Origin of the sequence: Thioalkalivibrio sp. AKL10 (assembly GCF_000381845.1) — a bacterium.
GTDB classification, from domain to species: Bacteria; Pseudomonadota; Gammaproteobacteria; order Ectothiorhodospirales; family Ectothiorhodospiraceae; genus Thioalkalivibrio; species Thioalkalivibrio versutus.
Map to the genome: position 1 here is coordinate 74176 of NZ_KB907145.1, position 18116 is coordinate 92291.

Genomic DNA, 18116 nt, shown 5'->3' on the forward strand with positions numbered 1-18116 from the left:
AATTCAGGACAGCAGCTGGCGGATCTCGTCGAAGATCAGCTCGATGTCGCGGGTGCCGTTGATGTGCTTGAGCAGGCCATGACCGTCGTAGTACTCGATCAGCGGCTGGGTCTGCTCCTCGTAGACCTTGAGGCGGTTGACCACGGTCTCTTCGTTGTCGTCCGCGCGGTGGACCAGGTCACCGCCGCACAGGTCGCACACGCCTTCCTTTTGTGGCGGGAAGGTATGGGTGTTGAACACTGCGCCACAGTCGCCGCAGGAGACACGCCCGGTCAGGCGCTGCTTGAGTTCCTCGAACGGGACGTCGATCTGGATCGCGCGGTCGAGCGGCGACTCGATGTCGGCCAGCATGGTATCCAGGGCCTCGGCCTGGGCGACGTTGCGCGGGAAGCCGTCGAGGATGAACCCCTTCTGCGCATCGGGTTCCTGCAGGCGATCGCGGATCAGCCCCAGCACCAGGTCGTCGGGGACCAGTTGGCCGGCATCCATCGCGCTCTTGGCCTGCTTGCCGAGTTCTGTCTCGGCGGCGACGGCGGCACGCAGCAGGTCGCCGGTGGAGATCTGGGGGATGCCGAAGGTGGCGACCATCTTCTTGGCCTGGGTGCCCTTGCCGGAACCGGGGGCGCCCATCAGGACGATACGCATAGCTGACTCCTGCCGGGTGCCGCGCCGAACCGCAGGACTAGCCGGGAACGGGGGCGGCACGGTGAATGGCGGTGGCGAAACGGGGCTGGTCACTGAAGACGCAAACCGTTTCCCGAGCGCGGTCTTATACCGCCTGAAGGTGCTTGCCCGCAACCGTTGGGGCCGCTGGCCGGGTGCCCTTGAGGTGCGTGTCCCCTGTATAATGCCCGGCTAGCCAAACCAACTTTTGGGAAGCAAGCATGGACATGAACCAGATCGAAGCCGGCAAGGATCTCCCCAATGACGTCAACGTCGTGATCGAGATCCCCGCCCACGGGCAGCCCGTCAAATACGAGATCGACAAGGACAGCGGGGCCCTGATGGTTGATCGCTTCATGACGGTCGCGATGTTCTATCCGTGCAACTACGGGTTTGTTCCGCACACCCTGTCGGAAGACGGCGATCCGGTGGATGTGCTGGTGGTCACCCCGGTGCCGCTGATGCCGGGTTCGGTGGTGCGTTCGCGTCCGATCGGCGTGTTGCAGATGACCGACGAGGCGGGTGTGGACGCCAAGATCCTGGCCGTGCCGGTGACCAAACTGCATCCGCAGTACGAAAAGTATCAGGGGCCGGAGGACGTGGGTCAGGAACTGCTGGACTCGATCAAGCATTTCTTCGAGCACTACAAGGAGCTGGAGAAGGGCAAGTGGGTCAAGGTCGAGGGCTGGGCGGACGCCGAGGCGGCCAAGGCGGAGATTGTTGCCAGCTACAAGCGTTTCCAGAAGAGCAAGATCTGACGTCGCCACCCGCTGCATGCAGCGCGAGGCCAGCGCCGGGCCACCCCCTTGGGGCGGTCCGGTCTTTGCGTGGGCGGTGGTCAGTGGGGGTCACGGCCCCGTGACCCCCTGAAATGGCCGAACGCGACGCCTACGGCGAGGAACAGCAGGACCGCGAACGCTTTGCCGTGCGCATCCTGCTGGCGCTGGTGATCCTGGCGGTCATTCTGCTGGCACTGGGCTGGCGGCTTTCGGGCCTGCAGGTCGGTGCGCACACGCACTTCACCACGCTCTCGGAGAACAACCGCCTACGGGTGGAACCGATTGCCCCCACTCGAGGGGTGATCCGCGACCGTAATGGCGTGCTTCTGGCGGGCAATCGCGCCTCCTATCAACTGGAGGTCACGGTCGAGCAGGCCGGCGATCTCGATTCCCTGCTCGCTCGCCTGCGCGGTTACGTGGAGCTAAGCGAGGCGGACGTCGAGCGGTTCCAGCGCGGGGTGCGTCAGCGGCGGCCGTTCCAGCCGGTGTTGCTGAAGGCCGGCCTGGACGACGAGACGGTGGCGCGGATTGCGGTTTCGCGCCACGAGCTGCCCGGGGTGGAGATCGAGGCGCGGCCGCTGCGGTTCTATCCGCTGGGGTCCAAGTTCTCGCATGCGGTCGGCTATGTCGGGCGCATCAATCAGCATGACCTGCAGCGGGTCGACGGGCGTGCCTATGCCGGCACTTCGCATATCGGCAAGAGCGGCGTCGAGCGCTACTACGAGGATCTGCTGCACGGGCGGCCGGGCTATCGCCAGGTGGAGGTGAACGCCCAGGGGCGCGTGATCCGCGAACTCTCGGTGACCCCGCCGCAACCGGGCACGGACCTGACCTTGACCCTCGACGTCAACCTGCAGCAGGCGGCCTATCGGGCGTTGGCCGGGCGGGACGGGGCCATCGTGGCCGTGGATCCGAATAATGGCGAGGTGCTTGCGCTGGTCAGCGCCCCCGGTTTTGATCCCGAGTCGTTCGTCCACGGGATCTCGCAGGCCGACTTTGCCGCGGTGCGTGACGACTATCGCCGGCCCCTGTTCAACCGCGCCCTGAGTGGCCAGTACCCGCCGGGTTCGACGATCAAGCCGCTGGTGGGTCTGGCGGCCCTGGACGAAGAGGTGACCACCGCCGAGCGCGAGATGTTCGCCCGCGGGTATTTCCAGCTCCCGGGGCATGAGCGGCGCTATCGCGACTGGCGTCGCGAGGGGCATGGTCGCGTGGACATGTCGCGCGCCATCGCGGTGTCGTCGGACGTCTATTTCTACGACCTGGCCCACACCATGGGGATCGACCGCATGGTCCCGATTCTGGGGGCCTTCGGGATCGGGCAGCGGACCGGGATCGATTCCACCGGGGAGCGCCCAGGCATCCTGCCCAGCCGCAACTGGAAACGGGCCACGCATGACCAGGTGTGGTTTCCCGGCGAGACCCTGATCACCGCAATCGGCCAGGGCTACATGCTGTCGACCCCCCTGCAGATGGCCGACTTCACTGCGGCCCTTGCGGCCCGTGGCGAGCGTTATCAGCCGCACCTGCTGCGCGCCATGGACAACGGAGTGGGCGAACCCGAATATCGCTTGCCCATGCTGCGGGATCCGGTAACGGTCGACGAGAAACACTGGGACGCCATCCATGGCTCGCTGGTGGAGGCCGTGAACGCGCGTCATGGCACCGCCTGGGGTAGCATCGGAAGTACCCGGCCGGAGTACACCATCGCCGGCAAGACCGGTACCTCGCAGGTGTTCAGTCTGGGCGAGGACGAGGAATACGACGAGGAGGAACTGGCGCGCCGCCTGTGGGACCATGCCCTGTTCGTCGGATATGCCCCGGCCGAGGACCCGCGCATCGCGGTGGCGGTGCTGGTGGAACACGGCGGTTCCGGTGGCCGGGTGGCGGCGCCGGTGGCCCGCGAGGTCCTGGACGCCTACCTGCTGGAGGGGGCGGGCATGACGATCGATGTCCCGGAGGACGAATGATCAGCGTGACCGGCCGCGAGATGTCCGTTAGTCAGTGGGCGCTGCGCAGCCTGCGCCTGGACAGCGTGCTGCTGGTGCTGCTGTCCATCCTGCTGTTGCTGGGGCTGGCGGTACTGTTCAGCGCCACCGGCGAGAGCGTGGTCGCCCTGGAGCGACAGGTCATGCGGATCGGCCTGGGGGTGGCCGCCATGCTGCTGGTCGCCCAGGTGTCCATGCATGCCCTGCGCGCGATCTCGCCATGGCTCTTTGTAGCCGGGGTCCTGCTGTTGCTGGCGGTGATGTGGGTCGGGGATGTTGGCAAGGGCGCGCAGCGCTGGCTGGATCTCGGCTTCATGCGCTTCCAGCCTTCGGAGATCATGAAGCTCGCGGTGCCGATGATGGTGGCCTGGTACCTGTCCCAGCGGGATGGTCGTCCGCGCTTCCGAGACCTGGTGGTGACTGCGGCGCTGATCCTGGCGCCGGTCTATCTGATCATGCAGCAACCGGATCTGGGCACCTCGATGCTGGTCGGGGCCGCCGGGTTCCTGGTGATCTTTCTTGCGGGGCTGGGCTGGCGCTGGTTCGTTGGGCTAGGGTTCACGGCGGCCGCCGCCATCCCGATCCTGTGGTCGCAGATGCTGGATTATCAGCGCCAGCGGGTGCTGACGCTGTTCAACCCGGAGTCCGATCCGCTGGGCGCCGGCTATCACATCATCCAGTCGAAGATCGCCATCGGGTCCGGCGGGCTGTATGGCAAGGGCTGGCTGAACGGGACCCAGTCGCAACTGGAGTTTCTGCCCGAGCGTTCCACCGACTTTATTTTTGCGGTCTACGCCGAGGAATTCGGCTTTATAGGTGTCGCGCTGTTGCTGCTGCTGTATTTTGCGATTGTTGCGCGCGGGCTCTGGATCGCCGCGCTGGCACAGGATCGCTACGCCCGGTTGCTGGGCGGGAGTATCAGCCTGACCTTTGCGGTCTACATGGTGGTCAATATCGGCATGGTGACCGGCCTGTTGCCGGTGGTCGGCGTGCCGCTGCCCCTCGTCAGTTACGGGGGTACTTCGCTGGTGACCCTTATGGTCGCCTTCGGTATTCTCATGAGCATAGCCTCCCAGAAACGCCTGGTGAATCGATGAGCCTGAACTTGCGCCCCGTGTGGGCCCGCATTGTCCGCCCGACCCTGTTACGGACGGGGCTGGTCCTGTCCCTGGCTGCCGTGTCCCTCCCGGTCGCGGCCGAAAGCGAATTCCGTGCCGGCGATCCGCCGTATCTCGAGCGCGACGAGGTGCAGGCGTTCATCGACGAACAGGTGGAGGCCGGCCGCGACCGCGAGGCGCTGGAGGCGATGTTTGCCGCCGCCGACCCCCAGCAGCGCATCCTCGACCTGATCTCCAGCCCGGCCGAGGCGCGGCCGTGGAAGGACTATCGTCCGATCTTCATCACCGACCAGCGCATCGAGCGCGGTCACGACTTCATGGAAGAACACGGCCGCTGGCTCAAGCGCGCCGAGGATCGCTTTGGTGTGGAGCCGAAGATCATCGCCTCCATTATCGGGGTCGAGACCTACTATGGCCGCAACACTGGCGGCTTCCGCGTGTTCGATGCCCTGGTGACCCTGGGCTTCGACTACCCGCCGCGATCGGATTTCTTCCGCCGCGAGCTGGGTGAATTCCTGACCCTGGTGGACGAGGAAGGCCTGGATCCGCGCGAGACGCGCGGATCCTACGCCGGGGCCATGGGGCGCGGTCAGTTCATCTCGTCCAGCTACCGCCACTACGCAGTGGACTTCGACGGCTCCGGTCAGCGTGACCTGTTGAACTCCTGGCCGGACGCGATCGGCTCGGTGGCCAATTACTTCCGCGAGCACCACTGGAACCATGGCGAGCCGGTGGTGGCGAAGGCGCGGGTCGAGGGGGATGGCCACGAGGCCCTGATCAGCAGTAACTATCAGGCCCGCTTCGGTCTCGACGAACTGGCCGAGCACGGCATTTACCCCGACGAGGCCGTGGACGAGGATGGCGAGTATTCCTTCATTCGTCTCGAGGGCGATGACGGTTACGAGTACTACCTGGGATACCCGAACTTCTACGTGATTACCCGCTACAACCGGAGCCCGCTGTATGCGATGGCCGTGCACCAACTTGCCGAGGCACTGGCCGACTAGTCCGGCCTCCGGGCCTGCGCCCGGGGCGCTCCTGCTGGGGTTTGTGTTGCTGGCGCTGGCTGGCTGTTCCGGTACCCCGGAGCGTGACCCGCGCCCGCTGGGTGACGCCGCCTATGACAGTTACCCCGATGCGGCCGACGTGCCGCAGGATCTCGCCCTGATCCCGGAACCGGAGCCGCGCAACGAGCCGCCCAGTCGCTATGGCAACCCGTCGGAATACGAGGTGTTCGGGCAGCGTTATCGCACCCTGCGGACCAGTGACGGCTTCGAGGAAGAGGGCATTGCCTCCTGGTACGGCACGAAATTCCACGGCCGGCGTACGTCCAGCGGCGAGCCCTATGACATGTATGCGATGACGGCGGCACACAAGTCTCTGCCGCTGCCAAGCTATGTCGAGGTCACCAACCTGGAGAACAACAAGCAGGTGGTGGTGCGGGTGAATGATCGCGGGCCATTTGTGGATGGGCGCATCATCGACCTTTCCTACGCTGCGGCCCATCGCATCGACATGACCGATGCCGGGGTGGCTCGGGTGCGTGTGCGCTCGGTGGGGCCGGGTGATACCGAGTCCGACGACCGAGTTGCGGTCGCGGGGCCCGTCGTCGATGTGTCCGCCGTGGCCGCCGTGACCTCGCCGGAACGGGTGGCCGAGCGAGCCCCCGAACCGCTACCGGAAACAGCAGACTCCGGGATGCCCGCCGCCGGGTCCAACGGCGAGGGCGCCGGGGGCGGGCGTTTTGTCCAGGTCGGGGCGTTTTCCGAGCGCCAGTCCGCGGAACAGGTGCGCGAAGATCTGCGCGCCCTGGGTTTCGACCCGGTTCGTATCTCCACCCTGGGGCGGGACGACGGTGCGGACCTCCATCGCGTGCGGATTGGCCCGTTGGCGGATGGCGATGCGGTCCGCGCGATCACGGATCGCCTGCAGGGTGCGGCGCACGTTGATTACCGCGTGGTCGAGAACGCCCAGTAAAGGCTCTGCCGCTGTTGTTTTTCCGGCCCGTCCCGGGCCCCACTCTGCTATCGTAGACCGGTCCTTAAGGAGGTCCTTCCCTGCCATGACTCTGTCCGTCCGCATTCCCTTTTTGCCGTTTCTGGTGGCCTGCCTGCTCGCGATGCTGGTGCTTGCTCCGGTGCACGCGCAGGAACAACAACTGCCCGTGGCCGGGGATGGGGCGATCACCCCCAGCGGGATCCCGCGCCCGCCATCGGATGTGACGGCGGCGAGTTATGCGCTGATGGACTTCGACTCCGGTCTGATGCTGGCCAGTCGCGAGCCGCAAGTGGAGCGCGAGCCGGCCAGCCTGACCAAGGTGATGACGGCCTACGTGGTGTTCGGCGAGATCACCGAGGGCCGCATGGCGCTGGACGATACGGTCACGGTGAGCGAGCGTGCCTGGCGCACCGGGATGACCGGGGCATCGCGGATGTTCATCGAGGTCGGCGAGGAGGTCGCGGTCGAGGACTTGTTGCGGGGCATGATCGTCCAGTCCGGGAACGATGCCTCTACCGCTCTGGCCGAGCATGTGGCCGGCTCCGAAGGGGCCTTTGTCGACATGATGAACTCCCAGGCTCGTGAACTGGGGATGCGCCAGTCCTATTTTGCCAATCCGCATGGCCTGCCTTCCGAGGAGTCGCAGTACACCACTGCGCAGGACATGGTGCTGCTGGCGCGGGCGCTCATTCGCGATTTCCCGGATCTCTATGGCTACTACAGCGAGCGGTCCTTCGAGTACAACGACATCTCCCAGAGCAACCGCAATATGCTCCTGTGGCGCGATTCCGGCTTTGATGGGCTGAAGACCGGCTGGACCTCGAGCGCCGGGTACAACCTGGTGTCGTCGGCCAAGCGCAATGATCGTCGCCTGGTGGCCGCGGTGATGGGCATCGAAGCGGCCGACCATCAGCAGGGCGGGACCCGCCGCGCGAACGAATCCCAGGCGCTGGTGAACTGGGGTATGCGTTTCACCGCGACCCGCAAACTGTTCGAAGGGGCGCACGAACTGGGAACGCCACGGGTCTACCGCGGGGCGGATACCGAGGTCGCCGTGGGGCTGGCCGAGGATTTCTGGGTGATGGTTCCGCCGGGGCGTGAGGACGACCTGGACGCCTCGATGGAGGTGCACCAGCCGTTGGAGGCACCGCTGGCGGCGGGTGACCCGGTCGGTGAGGTGGTCGTGCGCCTGGATGGCGAAGTGATCCGTACCCAGCCACTGGTTGCGTTGCACACGGTGGAGCAAGGTGGCCTCGTGCGCCGCCTTTGGGATGGGGCAGCGCTGGGTATCCAGGCGGCCTGGCCGTTCTGACACGCAGGTTGCGCGTGAGTATTGCCTACTTCAACGGGGACTACCTGCCGCTGGACCAGGTGCGGATCTCGCCGCTGGACCGCGGTTTCCTGTTCGGGGATTCGGTCTACGAAGTGATTCCCAGCTACGCGGGCGAATTCTTCATGCTCCCCGCGCATCTCGAGCGCCTGGATCGGTCCCTCGCGGCCATCCGCATTCTCAGCCCCTTTGATGCGGGGCAGTGGACTGCGCTTCTGGAAGATCTGCTGGCGCGCAATGCCGATCCCGCTACCCCGGATCTGGGGGTGTACCTGCAGGTGACCCGCGGCGTGGCCCCGCGCGATCATGCCTTCCCGCCGGATGCCCGGCCGACGGTCCTCGCGATGGTGAGCCCGATCCGGCCTCTGCCGGAGGCGGTGCGCACGGAGGGTGTGGCGGCCGTGACCGCCGAGGATCGCCGCTGGGGCCACTGCGACATCAAGGCGACCACGCTGCTGGCCAATGTCCTGAACCGTCAGGCCGCGGTCGAGCAGGGTGCGGTCGAGGCGATCCTGCTGCGTGATGGACAGCTCACCGAGGGTGCGGCCAGCAACGTCCTCGTGGTCCTCGACGGCCGTCTGGTGACGCCGCCACTTGCGCCTTCGGTGCTGCCCGGGGTGACGCGGTCGCGGGTTCTCGATCTGGCGCGCGAGTTGGGCTACCCGGTGGAGGAGTGCGCGGTAAGCGAGTCGGAGCTGGCACGGGCGGAGGAGATCTGGCTGACCAGTTCGACCCGCGAGATCCTCCCGGTCACGCGCCTTAATGACCGGGTCGTGGGCACGGGACATCCTGGTCCGGTCTGGAAGGCCCTCCATGCGGCCTATCAGGCTGCCAAGCCGGGTGCGCTCGTGAGTGAGCCAATGCAGTCCGGAGGTGCCGCATGAGTGACCGCGAGACCCTGATCGAATTTCCCTGCCGGTTCCCGGTGAAGGTGATGGGGGATGCCCATCCAGAGTTGATGGAGGCCGTAGAGGGTTGCGTGGCCGAACACCTGGATGCCGATGACGCGGTGATCGAGCAACGGGCCTCGCGCGCCGGCCGTTACGTCGGCATCACCATCACCTTTACCGCGACGAGCCAGGCACAACTGGACGCCTTCTACCGCTCCCTTGGCCGCTGCGACCGGGTGCGCATGATCCTGTGACACCGGCCCCGGTCGAGGTGCGCGAGCTGGGGCTGCACCCTTACGTCCCGGTCTGGCAGGCGATGCAGCTGCATGGGCGCGAACGCGCGGCCGAAGCCCCCGATGCCCTGTGGTGCGTGCAGCATCCCCCGGTCTTCACCCAGGGACGCAATGGCCGTCCGGAGCACCTGCTCGATCCTGGGGCCGTGCCGGTGGTGGCGATCGACCGCGGTGGGCAGATCACCTATCACGGGCCCGGCCAACTCGTCGTTTACACCCTGCTGGATCTCAGGCGCCTCGGGATCGGCGTGCGCCGTCTGGTCGAGTGCCTGGAACAGGCCATCATCGATACGCTTGCCCAATGGGGTATCGAGGCCGAACGTCGGGCCAACGCGCCCGGGGTTTATGTCGGGCAGGCGAAGATTGCGGCCCTCGGCTTGCGCGTGCGCCACGCCCGCAGCATCCATGGCCTCGCCCTGAACGTGGCGCCGGTGCTGGCGCCGTTTGCGCGCATCAACCCCTGTGGCTATGCGGGCCTGCCGACGACCTCCATGCAGGTCCAGCTTGGTGGTCCGGTCGCAATCGACCGCGTTCGCGACGCGCTCCTGGCGAATCTCGCCATCCAGCTGTACGAGGGGGCGGATGTCGCGCTTCGGCATGAGGCGGCGTTGCCCGCCGAACTGGTGCGCGTGCAGGCGCTGGGGCGTTGCCCGGCGCCGTAACACGTCGCCTGGCCTTCCCAAGGCTGGGTTGTGGCTGGTCCTGGTTCGTCCTTCGGTGTTTACGGTGCCTTCGTCCGGCCGCCTGCCAGGCGCTCTCTCGCGAGCGCGCCGCGAGGTACTTCTTTGCTCGTGCAAAGAAGTACCCAAGAAAGACGCCCGACTGCCGCGACCCCGGCCCGCTACGCGGGCCGGGGTTTCCCTCGCTCCGAGGCTTTTCGCGGGCGGCGCTGAACTCGCTGCGCCTGCGGCTCCGCTCAGACATCCAGCGCCTCTTCTCCCGCGAAAAGCCTCTCCACTCGGCGCGACGACAACGGGGAGGCAGGTCAAAACAACGGCTATCCCAACGTTCTTGCCAGTGGATGATGGCTAGGCTTTCGGACATCTTCGGCACGCTCGGCCTTTGGCCGTTGCGTGCCGCGCCCGCGCGGCGGGCGCCGGGGCCTTCGGACGGCATTGCCTATTGTTATGTCCGGGGGACGGAACACCTTCTGTCTTGACCTTCGCCTCCCGTATGGAGCCCCTTGCGGAAGGGTGCTCGGGCCGGGAGAAGGCGCTGGATGTCTGAGCGAAGCCGCAGGCGCAGCGAGTTCAGCGCCGCCGGCCCGAGGGCCCTGGAGCAAGGTTCCCGGGCGGAATCCGGGTGCCCTTCTTTGGGCACTTTCTTGGGCAAGCAAGAAAGTGCCTCGGGGCGCGCTGGCGAGTCAGCGCCGGGCAGTATGCGGACCGGAGCCACCGTAAACACCAGAGGATGAACCGGGGCCAGCCACGACCAGGCAGGCGGTGGCGCGAGGCCCTGTAAACAATCGGTTTTCAAGCCGCTCTAGCTACGGGCTGCGCTGGTACGACACGTGAACGTTCGGAGCAGCCAGGCCGCACCGTACGCGTTGCCGCGGCAAGGCACCCGGGACGGGTCAGGCGGTTTCGAGGCCCTGGGCCTGGAGGTCGGCGTGGTAGGACGAGCGGACCATTGGGCCGCTGGCCACCTGCTTGAAGCCCATCTCGCGGGCGCGGTCGCCGAGCTCGTCGAACTCCTCGGGGGAGAGGAAGCGCGTCACCGGCAGGTGATGGCGCGACGGCTGCAGGTACTGGCCCAGGGTCAGCATGTCGCAGCCGTGGTCGCGCAGGTCCTGCAGGACCTCCAGCAGTTCTTCACGGGTCTCGCCGAGCCCCAGCATCAGGCCCGACTTTGTCGGCACGCCGGGGTGCTGTTCCCGGAACTGCCGGAGCAGCTCCAGCGACCAGGCGTAGTCGGCGCCCGGACGGGCCTCGCGGTACAGGCGCGGGACCGTCTCCAGGTTGTGGTTGAAGACGTCTGGCGGGGCCTGGTGCATGATTTCGAGCGCGCGATCCATGCGACCGCGAAAATCCGGTACCAAGATCTCGATCTTCATGCCCGGATTCAGGGAGCGCACCTCGCGGATGCAGTCGACAAAGTGCCCGGCACCCCCGTCGCGCAGGTCGTCGCGGTCCACCGAGGTGATCACGACGTACTTGAGGCCAAGCGCCTGGATGGTCTCGGCCAGGTGACGGGGCTCGTCCGCGTCCAGGGCCTCGGGGCGGCCGTGGGCGACGTCGCAGAACGGGCAGCGGCGGGTGCAGATGTCGCCCATGATCATGAAGGTGGCGGTGCCGTGGGCGAAGCATTCGCCGAGGTTCGGGCAGCTCGCCTCTTCGCAGACCGTGTGCAGTTTCTGTTCGCGCAGGATGCCCTTGATGCGCTGCACCTCGGGCCGTGCCTGGCTTTGCGCGCGGATCCACTTGGGCTTGCGCTGGGGCTTCTCGGTGGGATGGATCTTGACCGGGATGCGCGCGACCTTGTCGGCGGCGCGCTGTTTTTCACCGGGCTGGGGGCGGATTCGAGTGTCCATGGACCTTCCCTGAATTTCGTGGCGGCCGGGTTGTGCGGCCGGTGTGGGGCGATCGGGCGTGCTCAGGCAACCTCGCGGATCAGCGCCTCGACTTCCTGCCTAGCCGTCTCGATGGCGGGCAGGTTGCCGTCCTCGTCCAGGATAAAGCCGAGGCGTTCCACTGCCCGCAGGTCGGTGAGCGGGATGCGGTCGGAGAGCAGGTCGTCTTCGGCATCCCGCGGGCATGCGGCGCGGGCGATTCGCACGATGTCGGTCAGGGCGTGAGCCTCCGGATTCTCCGGGCCGCCGGAATCGCGAATGGCCTCTATGATATCGGATGCCAGGTCCCATTGCTGGGCAACCAGTTCGCCGATCAGGCCTTCCAGTCGGAACAGTACGCGTTCCACTTCCCCGGGTGTTCGGTCCGGATGGGTGCGGGCGACCTCGGCGATGACCGGCAAGGCCCCGACTCGGTGCAGGAGGCCGGCGAGCAACGCACTCTGCGGATCGGCGGCCTCGCACTGGTCGGCCAGCACGCAACTGACCGCGGCAATGCGTGCGGAGCGCCGCCACAGGCGTTCCAGCAGTTCATGGTAGGGGTTGTCGCGATGGATGAAGACCTGGTGCATCGCCAGGGCCATCACCAACTGGCGGGTGCGTTCCAGTCCAAGCCGGGCGACGGCATCCTGAAGGCGCGAGACGACACGGCGGCTGCCCATGGCCGGGCTGTTCGCCACACTCAGCAGGCGGCCGGCCACGCTCGGATCTTCCTCGATGATGCGGGTGGCCTCGGCGATGGAGACATCCGGGTCCCTGAGGGCCCGCTGCAGGTGCAGGGCAACTTCGGGGAGCTGGGGCAGGGCCAGTTCCCCGGAGTAGGCATGGGTGTAGATGCTGCTGAACAGTTCGCCCTCGAGATCGGATAGCTCGATCTCGCTGACCTCGACGCTGTCCTGGCCGCCGCCGTCGATCAGGGTTTCATAGACCTTGCGATCAAGCATGGCGAGGGTCGAGCGAGTCGCGGCGATGGCATGGCTGTGGTAGTCGTGCGCATCGAACAGGGGGTTCAGCGCTTCGCTGCTGTCGCCTTTCAACATGACCGAATTGCGCCCGCTGGCCAGGATCATGCGGCCTTCCAGCAGGAAGATCATGCTGCGGAATTCGTCGCGTGCATGCAGCTTGAAGCCCGGATCCACCGTCATGGTCCGGGCGTGCTGCAGTAGCTTGTCGCGGGCCCGGTCGCTCAGCTCGGCAAACGGGTGCAGCTGGGGGAGGCGTTGCTCGATCACCGCGGTTCAGACGTTGAACATGGCGCGGAGTTCTGCCAGATCCTCGGCGCGCTCTTCCAGGAACGCGATCGGCTCGCCGGGTGGGGGCGGGGTGATCCCGAGGACCTCGAAGGCCGCGACATCGGTGGCCTCGGGGACGGCCTCGCCTTCGGCGCGGCGGGTGGCCCATTCCGCGACCAGGGCGATGCTGGCGTAGTCCGGTTCGCTGGCGCGATAGCCCCAGTCTCCGGTGTGTTCAGCGACCGTTACCAGGTCGCCGCCCAGATCCCAGTAGTTGATTACCAGGACGCCGGCGAGATTGCTCAGGCGCCGCACCAGCGATTGCACGCGCTCGCGGTCGGGATGGTCCTCGCGCAGTTCCACAAACTGGATGATCGGGACCGCGCCGATCCCGGCGACCAGCCCGGCCAGCAGTGCCCGCTCGCGGTCCAGCTGCTTCAGCGAGTCCGCGATCAGGTAGCTGTAGGCCGATTGCAGGGCGCCGTGTTTCCAGCTGGACTCCATCGCGTCGCGGGTCGAGGCGTGCTTGGCCTTGAAGGCCTGACGCAGGGCCATGTTCATCGCCAGCATGCGGGTGTTGCGAAAGCCCAGGCGGTTGACCGCGTCGCGCACGGACTGGATCTGCTTGGCGGCGCGAAACAGCGGGCTGTTGGTGGCGTGCAGCAGCGCACCGGCGATGGTCCCGTCGCGCTGGATGACCTCGGTGAGCTTGTCCAGGTCGGCATCCGGATCGTTGGTCAGTTCCTGAATGCGCAGCGCGATCTCCGGCATGGTCGGCAATTCCAGCCGATTGCTGGTGATCAGGTCGTAGAGCTCGCCGAAGAAGGCGCCCTCGGTGTCGTCCAGGTCGGTGTCGTGCACTACGAGCGAGGCACTGTGGGCCTTCTTCAGTGCCGCTGTGGGGATCTCCAGCAACTGACAGGTCTTCTCGGTAATGAGGAAGTCCTGCTGCCCGATGTTCTGGTCGAACATCTGCAGGGGGCTGTCGGGATCGGTCGACTCCAGGGTGATGCGGGCCGGATTGCCGCCGCTGACGCGGACCAGCTGGCCGCGTACCAGGAACAGGTAGCGATCCTCGACCTCCTGCGGGCGCAGGCGCCGCCCGGCGTCCAGTTCCCGGGCCAGGCAGGCCGAGGCCAGTTCGCTGCGGGCTTGCTCCGACAGGCTTGAGGTCAGGTCCAGGTCCTGAAGCAGGGCATCAATGCTGGTGCTATCCATGGGGCGGTTCCCGATCCGTGCTGTGCCAATCCGTTCCCGCGCTGCAGCGCCGCGTGGCGGGCCGCGGGGCGTACCCGCTACGCGGGTTACTCGACTGGTGCCAGTGTAGCATCCGATCCGGAGGCGGGAAGCGCTGACGCCGCCCCACGGCAGGCGAAGCGCGGTCGGTCGGCGGCGTCGATCAGGTCATGGGCTTGCAGAAAGCCCCGCGCATCGGCGGCGTCCTCGCGGAACCAGGCGGCGGTATTTCCCAGGCGGAAGCTGTAGCCCCAGGCGTCCATGTCCCGCATCAGCCGCTCGCGGCCGACGCCGGGGATCTCGTCGGCCAGCAGGATCTGCAGATAACATACGCCGCACTCCTCCAGGTCATCGCCGCCCGCATTGGTATGCAGGGTGGCGCGCCGTCCCGCGTCCATGCAGATGACGTGTCCGGCCTCATGCAGGGCCGAGTGGATGGGGGTGTCGGGGCGGACATGCACGTCATGGCCGACGATCCCGGCCTCGGGTTCGCCCCACCAGCTGCCGGGCAGCGGCGCCTGGGGCGGGTGCACGACCAGGCGCAGGCCGTAGCGGGCGAACAGGGTCACGAGCGCGTCCTGCAGGGCCGGGTCGCCACAGGTCTGGATCGCGGGGTTGTTCATGTGTTGGAGTCGTCGGGCAGGGCCGTGGTGCGCTTGCGGCTGCGCCGCGGGCATTCCTCGGGGTGCTCGCGGCACCAGGCGTCGACCCGCTCGGTGAGGTCGTCCTGAAAGCACAGCAGGTAGAACCGCGCCTGCTCGCGGTTGGCGATGGCGGGCCGCCCCAGGGTGTCCACCACGCCGGTGCGCAGCGCCGCGATGATCGCGTTGGCGGCCTTCTTCTGCGGCCAGGCGGTGATCTGCTCCCAGGCCTCGGGCGTGAAATACAGGCGCAGGAGGTCGGGGCGGGTGGTCAGCAGCATGCGCGTGACGTTGCGCAGGGTGGTCTCGGCCTCGCCCCAGTCGTGTACCAGGCCACCCTCCAGCAGGCGTTCGATCTCCTCGCGACCCTTGGGCGACAGCATCGGCACGCGCGCTGAACGCCTCAGGCGTTCGGGGCATCCTCGGGGGTGAAGGCGCGGATGGACAGGGCGTGGAGTTCGCCGGAGTCGATCTGCTCGCGTACGGTGGCGTAGACGGTCTGATGTTTCTTGACCGCGTTCATGCCAGCAAACTGCGGGCTGACGACCAGGGCCTCGAACTTGCCCTCGCCTCCGGTAACCTCGACCTTCTCGGCCGACGGCAGGCCGGCGCGAATGAGTTCGGCCACTTGATTGGCATCCATGATAAGTCCCCTGATTGGTGCGTATTGGTCAGCCGCGGATGATAGCCGGGCGATGGGCCTGACAGAAGTTCCCCCACGCGGGGAACTCGTTCCCGCGGCACGGGTTCGTAGGAAAACACCTGCATGGATTGTCGGGCTGGTTTGGGTTGTTCCGGGTTGGCTGCGCTAGTATCAGGTCACTAACGTTCGGCCCGCCGGGCCATGGAGGCAATCGCAATGATCTTCAAGCAACTGTTCGAGGACGAGTCGTCCACCTATACCTATCTTCTGAGCTGCCCGGATACCGGTAAGACCGCATTGATCGACCCGGTCATCGAAACCGTCGACCGCGACATGCGCGTGTTGCAGGAGATGGGCCTGAGCCTCGATTACGTCATCGAGACCCATATCCACGCCGACCACATCACCGGCGCCCGGATGCTGCGCGAAAAGACCGGCTGCAAGCTGGGCGGGCCGGCGATGGACGAACTGCCGTGTCGCGATTTCGGCCTGCGCGAGGGCGAGCCCTTCCAGGTGGGCAACCTGGTGGTCAACCCGCTCTATACCCCGGGACACACGGATGCGCACCACGCCTACCTGATGGATCACGTGGGCCTGAAAATGCTGTTCTCCGGCGACGCCCTGCTTATCGAGGCCTGTGGCCGCACCGATTTCCAGTCGGGGGATGCCAAGACGCTCTATCACTCGATCCACGACAAGTTCTTCACCCTGCCGGACGAGACCCTGGTGTATCCCGCGCATGATTACGAAGAGCGCCAGATCACCACCATCGGCCAGGAGAAGATGCGCAACCCGCGCCTGGGCAAGGGCAAGCCGGAGGCGGAGTTCGTGAAGATCATGGACGAGATGGACCTGCCGTACCCGAAGAAGATCGACTGGGCCCTGCCGGGCAACGAGGGTTGCGGGATCTGCCCCGACAACCTGCCGGACGAGAAGAGGCGCCTCTGCGAGACCGATCAGCAGGGTTAGTCCGACCCCTTCCGGTGGCCCCGCCAGGAGCCACCGGTTCCGAATGTTCATCCGGTGGGCGGTTTTTACCGCCTGCCGGACCCCGTACACTCCCGCGATGACCGAACACACACCCGTTGACGTGCTGGGTCCGCTGGATCGCCTGCGCGCGATCATGGCGCGGCTGCGTGATCCCGAATCCGGCTGTGCCTGGGATCGGGCGCAGACGGCCGGGACTATCGTCCCGTTCACCCTGGAGGAGGCCTATGAACTGGCCGACGTGATCGCGCGCGACCAGGGCGCGGTGGCGGACACCCGCGAGCTGCGCGACGAGCTGGGGGACCTGCTGTTCCAGGTGGTATTCCAGGCGCGCATCGCCGAGGAGGCCGGGCGTTTCGATCTGGATGATGTAGCGCGCGCGATCGGCGACAAGCTGGTGCGCCGGCATCCGCACGTGTTTGCCGATGTCGAGCATGCCTCGGATGCGGAGCGCGAGGCGGCCTGGGAGGCGGACAAGGCCCGGGAGCGTGCCGATCGTGCCCAGACCAGCGCCATGGACGACATCCCGCTGGCTCTGCCGGCCCTGTCGCGGGCGGTGAAGAGCCAGCGCCGCGCCGCCCGGCTCGGTTTTGACTGGGACGATCCGGCGCCGGTGGTCGCCAAGATCCACGAGGAGCTGGCCGAGGTACAGGAGGCCGTGGATCAGGGCGAGGCCGAGGCGCGTATCGCCGAGGAGGTCGGCGACGTGCTGTTTGCCGTCAGTAACTGGGCGCGCCACCTGGGTGTGGATCCGGAGGGGGCGCTGCGCGGAAGTACGCGCAAGTTCGAGGCCCGCTTCCGGCATATGGAGGCCCTGGCCGCCGCGCGCGGCGAGACCCTGGGGGCGCTGGACTTCGCGGCCCAGGAGACCCTTTATCAGGAGGCGCGGCGCCGCGAGCGCCAGCCTTACGACGAATCCGAGACCAAGGACCCGAGATGAGCGACGCCGTCGAACTGCCCGACCACTTTCTGCCGGCCCGGATCGAGACGATCGAGCAGGTCACCCCGTTGATCAAGGTGTTCACCCTGGCCGCGGACCCGCAGCGCTTTACCAGCAAGGCCGGCCAGTGGCTGGATCTGGTGATCCCGCAACCCGAGGGCAAGCCCTTCGTCGGTGGTTATTCGGTCGTGTCCGCGCCGCGCGCGGATGGCCGTTTGCAACTGGCCATCAAGTACGCTGACCACCACCACGCGACGCATCACCTGCACGCGGTCGCGCAGGAAGGCGACACCGTGTACATCACGCCGGGACAGGGCAGTTTCTTCTTCGAGCCCGGCATGGCAAGGAATGTCGTGCTGCTGGGGGCCGGCATCGGCGTGACGCCGCTGTTCGGCATCCTGCGCGCGATCCACGCCGACATGCCCGAGGTCTATGCGCATCTGGTGTACAGCGTGGCGCACCAGGACGAGGTGCTGTTCCCGCAGGAGCTGGAGGCGATGGCCAAGGCGCCGAATATCGACGTCAGTCTGACCGTAACCCGCGAGGCCGAGGACTGGCTGGGCCATACCGGACGTATCAGTCATCGGCTGCTGGAGTCGCTCGATCTGCCGCGCGATGCGCTGTTCTACTTCTGTGGTTCGCGCGAGTTCATCGAGGACATGGCCACCCTGCTGGCGGAATGGGGCATCCCCGAGGCGCAGCTGAAATACGAGAAGTGGTGGTAACGCGCCGCGTGTCTAGCTGAACCCGTCATTGCGAGTCGCCGCAGGCGACGTGGCAATCGATGTGTTCGGCCACCTGATCCCAGCGCT

At 66.6% G+C, this 18116-nt stretch carries 19 protein-coding genes and 1 pseudogene; 13 read left to right on the plus strand and 7 right to left on the minus strand.

All coding sequences use genetic code 11. The features are described 5' to 3' along the window. Positions 1–3 precede the first annotated feature (3 nt). Positions 4–645: an adenylate kinase gene (locus G333_RS0111380; RefSeq protein ID WP_018144090.1), complete on the minus strand. Its 642-nt coding sequence runs from the start codon at positions 643–645 to the stop codon at positions 4–6. 239 nt (positions 646–884) lie between these two features. Here G333_RS0111380 and ppa point away from each other — a divergent pair, with 239 nt between their 5' ends. From ppa to G333_RS15295, 10 genes and pseudogenes are all read left to right on the plus strand, one after another. Continuing rightward, a complete protein-coding gene (ppa, locus tag G333_RS0111385; protein ID WP_018144089.1) occupies positions 885–1421 on the plus strand; it encodes an inorganic diphosphatase in 537 nt (178 codons plus the stop codon). A 113-nt stretch (positions 1422–1534) separates the two neighbouring features. After that, complete coding sequence (gene mrdA / locus G333_RS0111390; RefSeq protein WP_019628509.1) at positions 1535–3412, plus strand: penicillin-binding protein 2; 1878 nt, start codon at positions 1535–1537, stop codon at positions 3410–3412. Further along, the gene (gene rodA, locus G333_RS0111395; RefSeq protein ID WP_018938396.1) at positions 3409–4527 is read left to right on the plus strand and encodes a rod shape-determining protein RodA; all 1119 of its coding nucleotides are present in this window, start codon (positions 3409–3411) and stop codon (positions 4525–4527) included. Before mrdA ends, rodA begins: the two co-directional genes overlap by 4 nt. Beyond that, a complete protein-coding gene (gene mltB / locus G333_RS0111400) occupies positions 4524–5555 on the plus strand; it encodes a lytic murein transglycosylase B (RefSeq protein ID WP_019628510.1) in 1032 nt (343 codons plus the stop codon). The genes rodA and mltB overlap by 4 nt, the downstream gene beginning before the upstream one ends. Further along, positions 5512–6525: a septal ring lytic transglycosylase RlpA family protein gene (locus G333_RS0111405; RefSeq protein WP_081624540.1), complete on the plus strand. Its 1014-nt coding sequence runs from the start codon at positions 5512–5514 to the stop codon at positions 6523–6525. Before mltB ends, G333_RS0111405 begins: the two co-directional genes overlap by 44 nt. Positions 6526–6610: 85 nt before the next feature. Next, positions 6611–7858, plus strand: a complete 1248-nt coding sequence (locus G333_RS0111410) for a D-alanyl-D-alanine carboxypeptidase family protein (protein ID WP_018951494.1) — start codon at positions 6611–6613, stop codon at positions 7856–7858. 14 nt (positions 7859–7872) lie between these two features. Next, on the plus strand, positions 7873–8760 hold the full coding sequence (locus G333_RS0111415; protein ID WP_019628512.1) for a D-amino acid aminotransferase: 888 nt from the start codon (positions 7873–7875) through the stop codon (positions 8758–8760). Beyond that, entirely contained in the window at positions 8757–9020 is a 264-nt protein-coding gene (locus G333_RS0111420) for a YbeD family protein (protein WP_018144082.1), read from the plus strand. Before G333_RS0111415 ends, G333_RS0111420 begins: the two co-directional genes overlap by 4 nt. Continuing rightward, positions 9017–9721 (plus strand): lipoyl(octanoyl) transferase LipB, encoded by a 705-nt coding sequence (lipB, locus tag G333_RS0111425; RefSeq protein WP_018951492.1) that lies wholly within the window; start codon positions 9017–9019, stop codon positions 9719–9721. The genes G333_RS0111420 and lipB overlap by 4 nt, the downstream gene beginning before the upstream one ends. A 359-nt stretch (positions 9722–10080) precedes the next feature. Beyond that, positions 10081–10286 (plus strand): annotated as a pseudogene (locus tag G333_RS15295) (hypothetical protein). Between the two features lie 346 nt (positions 10287–10632). Here G333_RS15295 and lipA read toward each other — a convergent pair. The 6 genes from lipA to G333_RS0111455 form a co-directional block, all read right to left on the minus strand. Continuing rightward, the gene (lipA, locus tag G333_RS0111430) at positions 10633–11589 is read right to left on the minus strand and encodes a lipoyl synthase (RefSeq protein WP_019571158.1); all 957 of its coding nucleotides are present in this window, start codon (positions 11587–11589) and stop codon (positions 10633–10635) included. Positions 11590–11651: 62 nt separating this feature from the next. Further along, positions 11652–12857 carry an HDOD domain-containing protein gene (locus G333_RS0111435; protein WP_018952210.1) on the minus strand — a complete coding sequence of 402 codons (1206 nt, stop codon included), beginning with the start codon at positions 12855–12857 and terminating at the stop codon, positions 11652–11654. Between the two features lie 6 nt (positions 12858–12863). Beyond that, a complete protein-coding gene (locus tag G333_RS0111440) occupies positions 12864–14075 on the minus strand; it encodes an HDOD domain-containing protein (RefSeq protein ID WP_018952211.1) in 1212 nt (403 codons plus the stop codon). A gap of 86 nt (positions 14076–14161) precedes the next feature. Continuing rightward, positions 14162–14716 carry a hypothetical protein gene (locus G333_RS0111445; protein WP_019628513.1) on the minus strand — a complete coding sequence of 185 codons (555 nt, stop codon included), beginning with the start codon at positions 14714–14716 and terminating at the stop codon, positions 14162–14164. Next, entirely contained in the window at positions 14713–15117 is a 405-nt protein-coding gene (locus tag G333_RS0111450; RefSeq protein WP_019628514.1) for a hypothetical protein, read from the minus strand. Before G333_RS0111450 ends, G333_RS0111445 begins: the two co-directional genes overlap by 4 nt. 20 nt (positions 15118–15137) lie before the next feature. Next, positions 15138–15377, minus strand: a complete 240-nt coding sequence (locus tag G333_RS0111455) for a BolA family protein (protein ID WP_018144075.1) — start codon at positions 15375–15377, stop codon at positions 15138–15140. Positions 15378–15593: 216 nt separating this feature from the next. On the opposite strand from G333_RS0111455, the gene G333_RS0111460 reads away from it, so the two are divergent. The 3 genes from G333_RS0111460 to G333_RS0111470 are packed head-to-tail and all read left to right on the plus strand — an operon-like array spanning position 15594 to position 18029. Next, positions 15594–16346: an MBL fold metallo-hydrolase gene (locus G333_RS0111460; protein ID WP_018168135.1), complete on the plus strand. Its 753-nt coding sequence runs from the start codon at positions 15594–15596 to the stop codon at positions 16344–16346. 43 nt (positions 16347–16389) lie between these two features. Next, positions 16390–17304 (plus strand): nucleoside triphosphate pyrophosphohydrolase, encoded by a 915-nt coding sequence (gene mazG / locus G333_RS0111465; protein ID WP_019628515.1) that lies wholly within the window; start codon positions 16390–16392, stop codon positions 17302–17304. Further along, positions 17301–18029, plus strand: coding sequence for a ferredoxin--NADP reductase (locus tag G333_RS0111470; RefSeq protein ID WP_019567747.1), 729 nt, complete (start codon positions 17301–17303; stop codon positions 18027–18029). Before mazG ends, G333_RS0111470 begins: the two co-directional genes overlap by 4 nt. The last annotated feature ends 87 nt before the right edge of the window (positions 18030–18116 follow it).

What these genes read in the sequence shown, in the direction of transcription:
- G333_RS0111380 (WP_018144090.1), bottom strand. Translation starts at nt 645, where the DNA reads ATGCGTATCGTCCTGATGGGCGCCCCCGGTTCCGGCAAGGGCACCCAG.
- ppa (WP_018144089.1), top strand. Translation starts at nt 885, where the DNA reads ATGGACATGAACCAGATCGAAGCCGGCAAGGATCTCCCCAATGACGTC.
- mrdA (WP_019628509.1), top strand. Translation starts at nt 1,535, where the DNA reads ATGGCCGAACGCGACGCCTACGGCGAGGAACAGCAGGACCGCGAACGC.
- rodA (WP_018938396.1), top strand. Translation starts at nt 3,409, where the DNA reads ATGATCAGCGTGACCGGCCGCGAGATGTCCGTTAGTCAGTGGGCGCTG.
- mltB (WP_019628510.1), top strand. Translation starts at nt 4,524, where the DNA reads ATGAGCCTGAACTTGCGCCCCGTGTGGGCCCGCATTGTCCGCCCGACC.
- G333_RS0111405 (WP_081624540.1), top strand. Translation starts at nt 5,512, where the DNA reads ATGCGATGGCCGTGCACCAACTTGCCGAGGCACTGGCCGACTAGTCCG.
- G333_RS0111410 (WP_018951494.1), top strand. Translation starts at nt 6,611, where the DNA reads ATGACTCTGTCCGTCCGCATTCCCTTTTTGCCGTTTCTGGTGGCCTGC.
- G333_RS0111420 (WP_018144082.1), top strand. Translation starts at nt 8,757, where the DNA reads ATGAGTGACCGCGAGACCCTGATCGAATTTCCCTGCCGGTTCCCGGTG.
- lipA (WP_019571158.1), bottom strand. Translation starts at nt 11,589, where the DNA reads ATGGACACTCGAATCCGCCCCCAGCCCGGTGAAAAACAGCGCGCCGCC.
- G333_RS0111440 (WP_018952211.1), bottom strand. Translation starts at nt 14,075, where the DNA reads ATGGATAGCACCAGCATTGATGCCCTGCTTCAGGACCTGGACCTGACC.
- G333_RS0111445 (WP_019628513.1), bottom strand. Translation starts at nt 14,716, where the DNA reads ATGAACAACCCCGCGATCCAGACCTGTGGCGACCCGGCCCTGCAGGAC.
- G333_RS0111450 (WP_019628514.1), bottom strand. Translation starts at nt 15,117, where the DNA reads ATGCTGTCGCCCAAGGGTCGCGAGGAGATCGAACGCCTGCTGGAGGGT.
- G333_RS0111455 (WP_018144075.1), bottom strand. Translation starts at nt 15,377, where the DNA reads ATGGATGCCAATCAAGTGGCCGAACTCATTCGCGCCGGCCTGCCGTCG.
- G333_RS0111460 (WP_018168135.1), top strand. Translation starts at nt 15,594, where the DNA reads ATGATCTTCAAGCAACTGTTCGAGGACGAGTCGTCCACCTATACCTAT.
- mazG (WP_019628515.1), top strand. Translation starts at nt 16,390, where the DNA reads ATGTTCATCCGGTGGGCGGTTTTTACCGCCTGCCGGACCCCGTACACT.
- G333_RS0111470 (WP_019567747.1), top strand. Translation starts at nt 17,301, where the DNA reads ATGAGCGACGCCGTCGAACTGCCCGACCACTTTCTGCCGGCCCGGATC.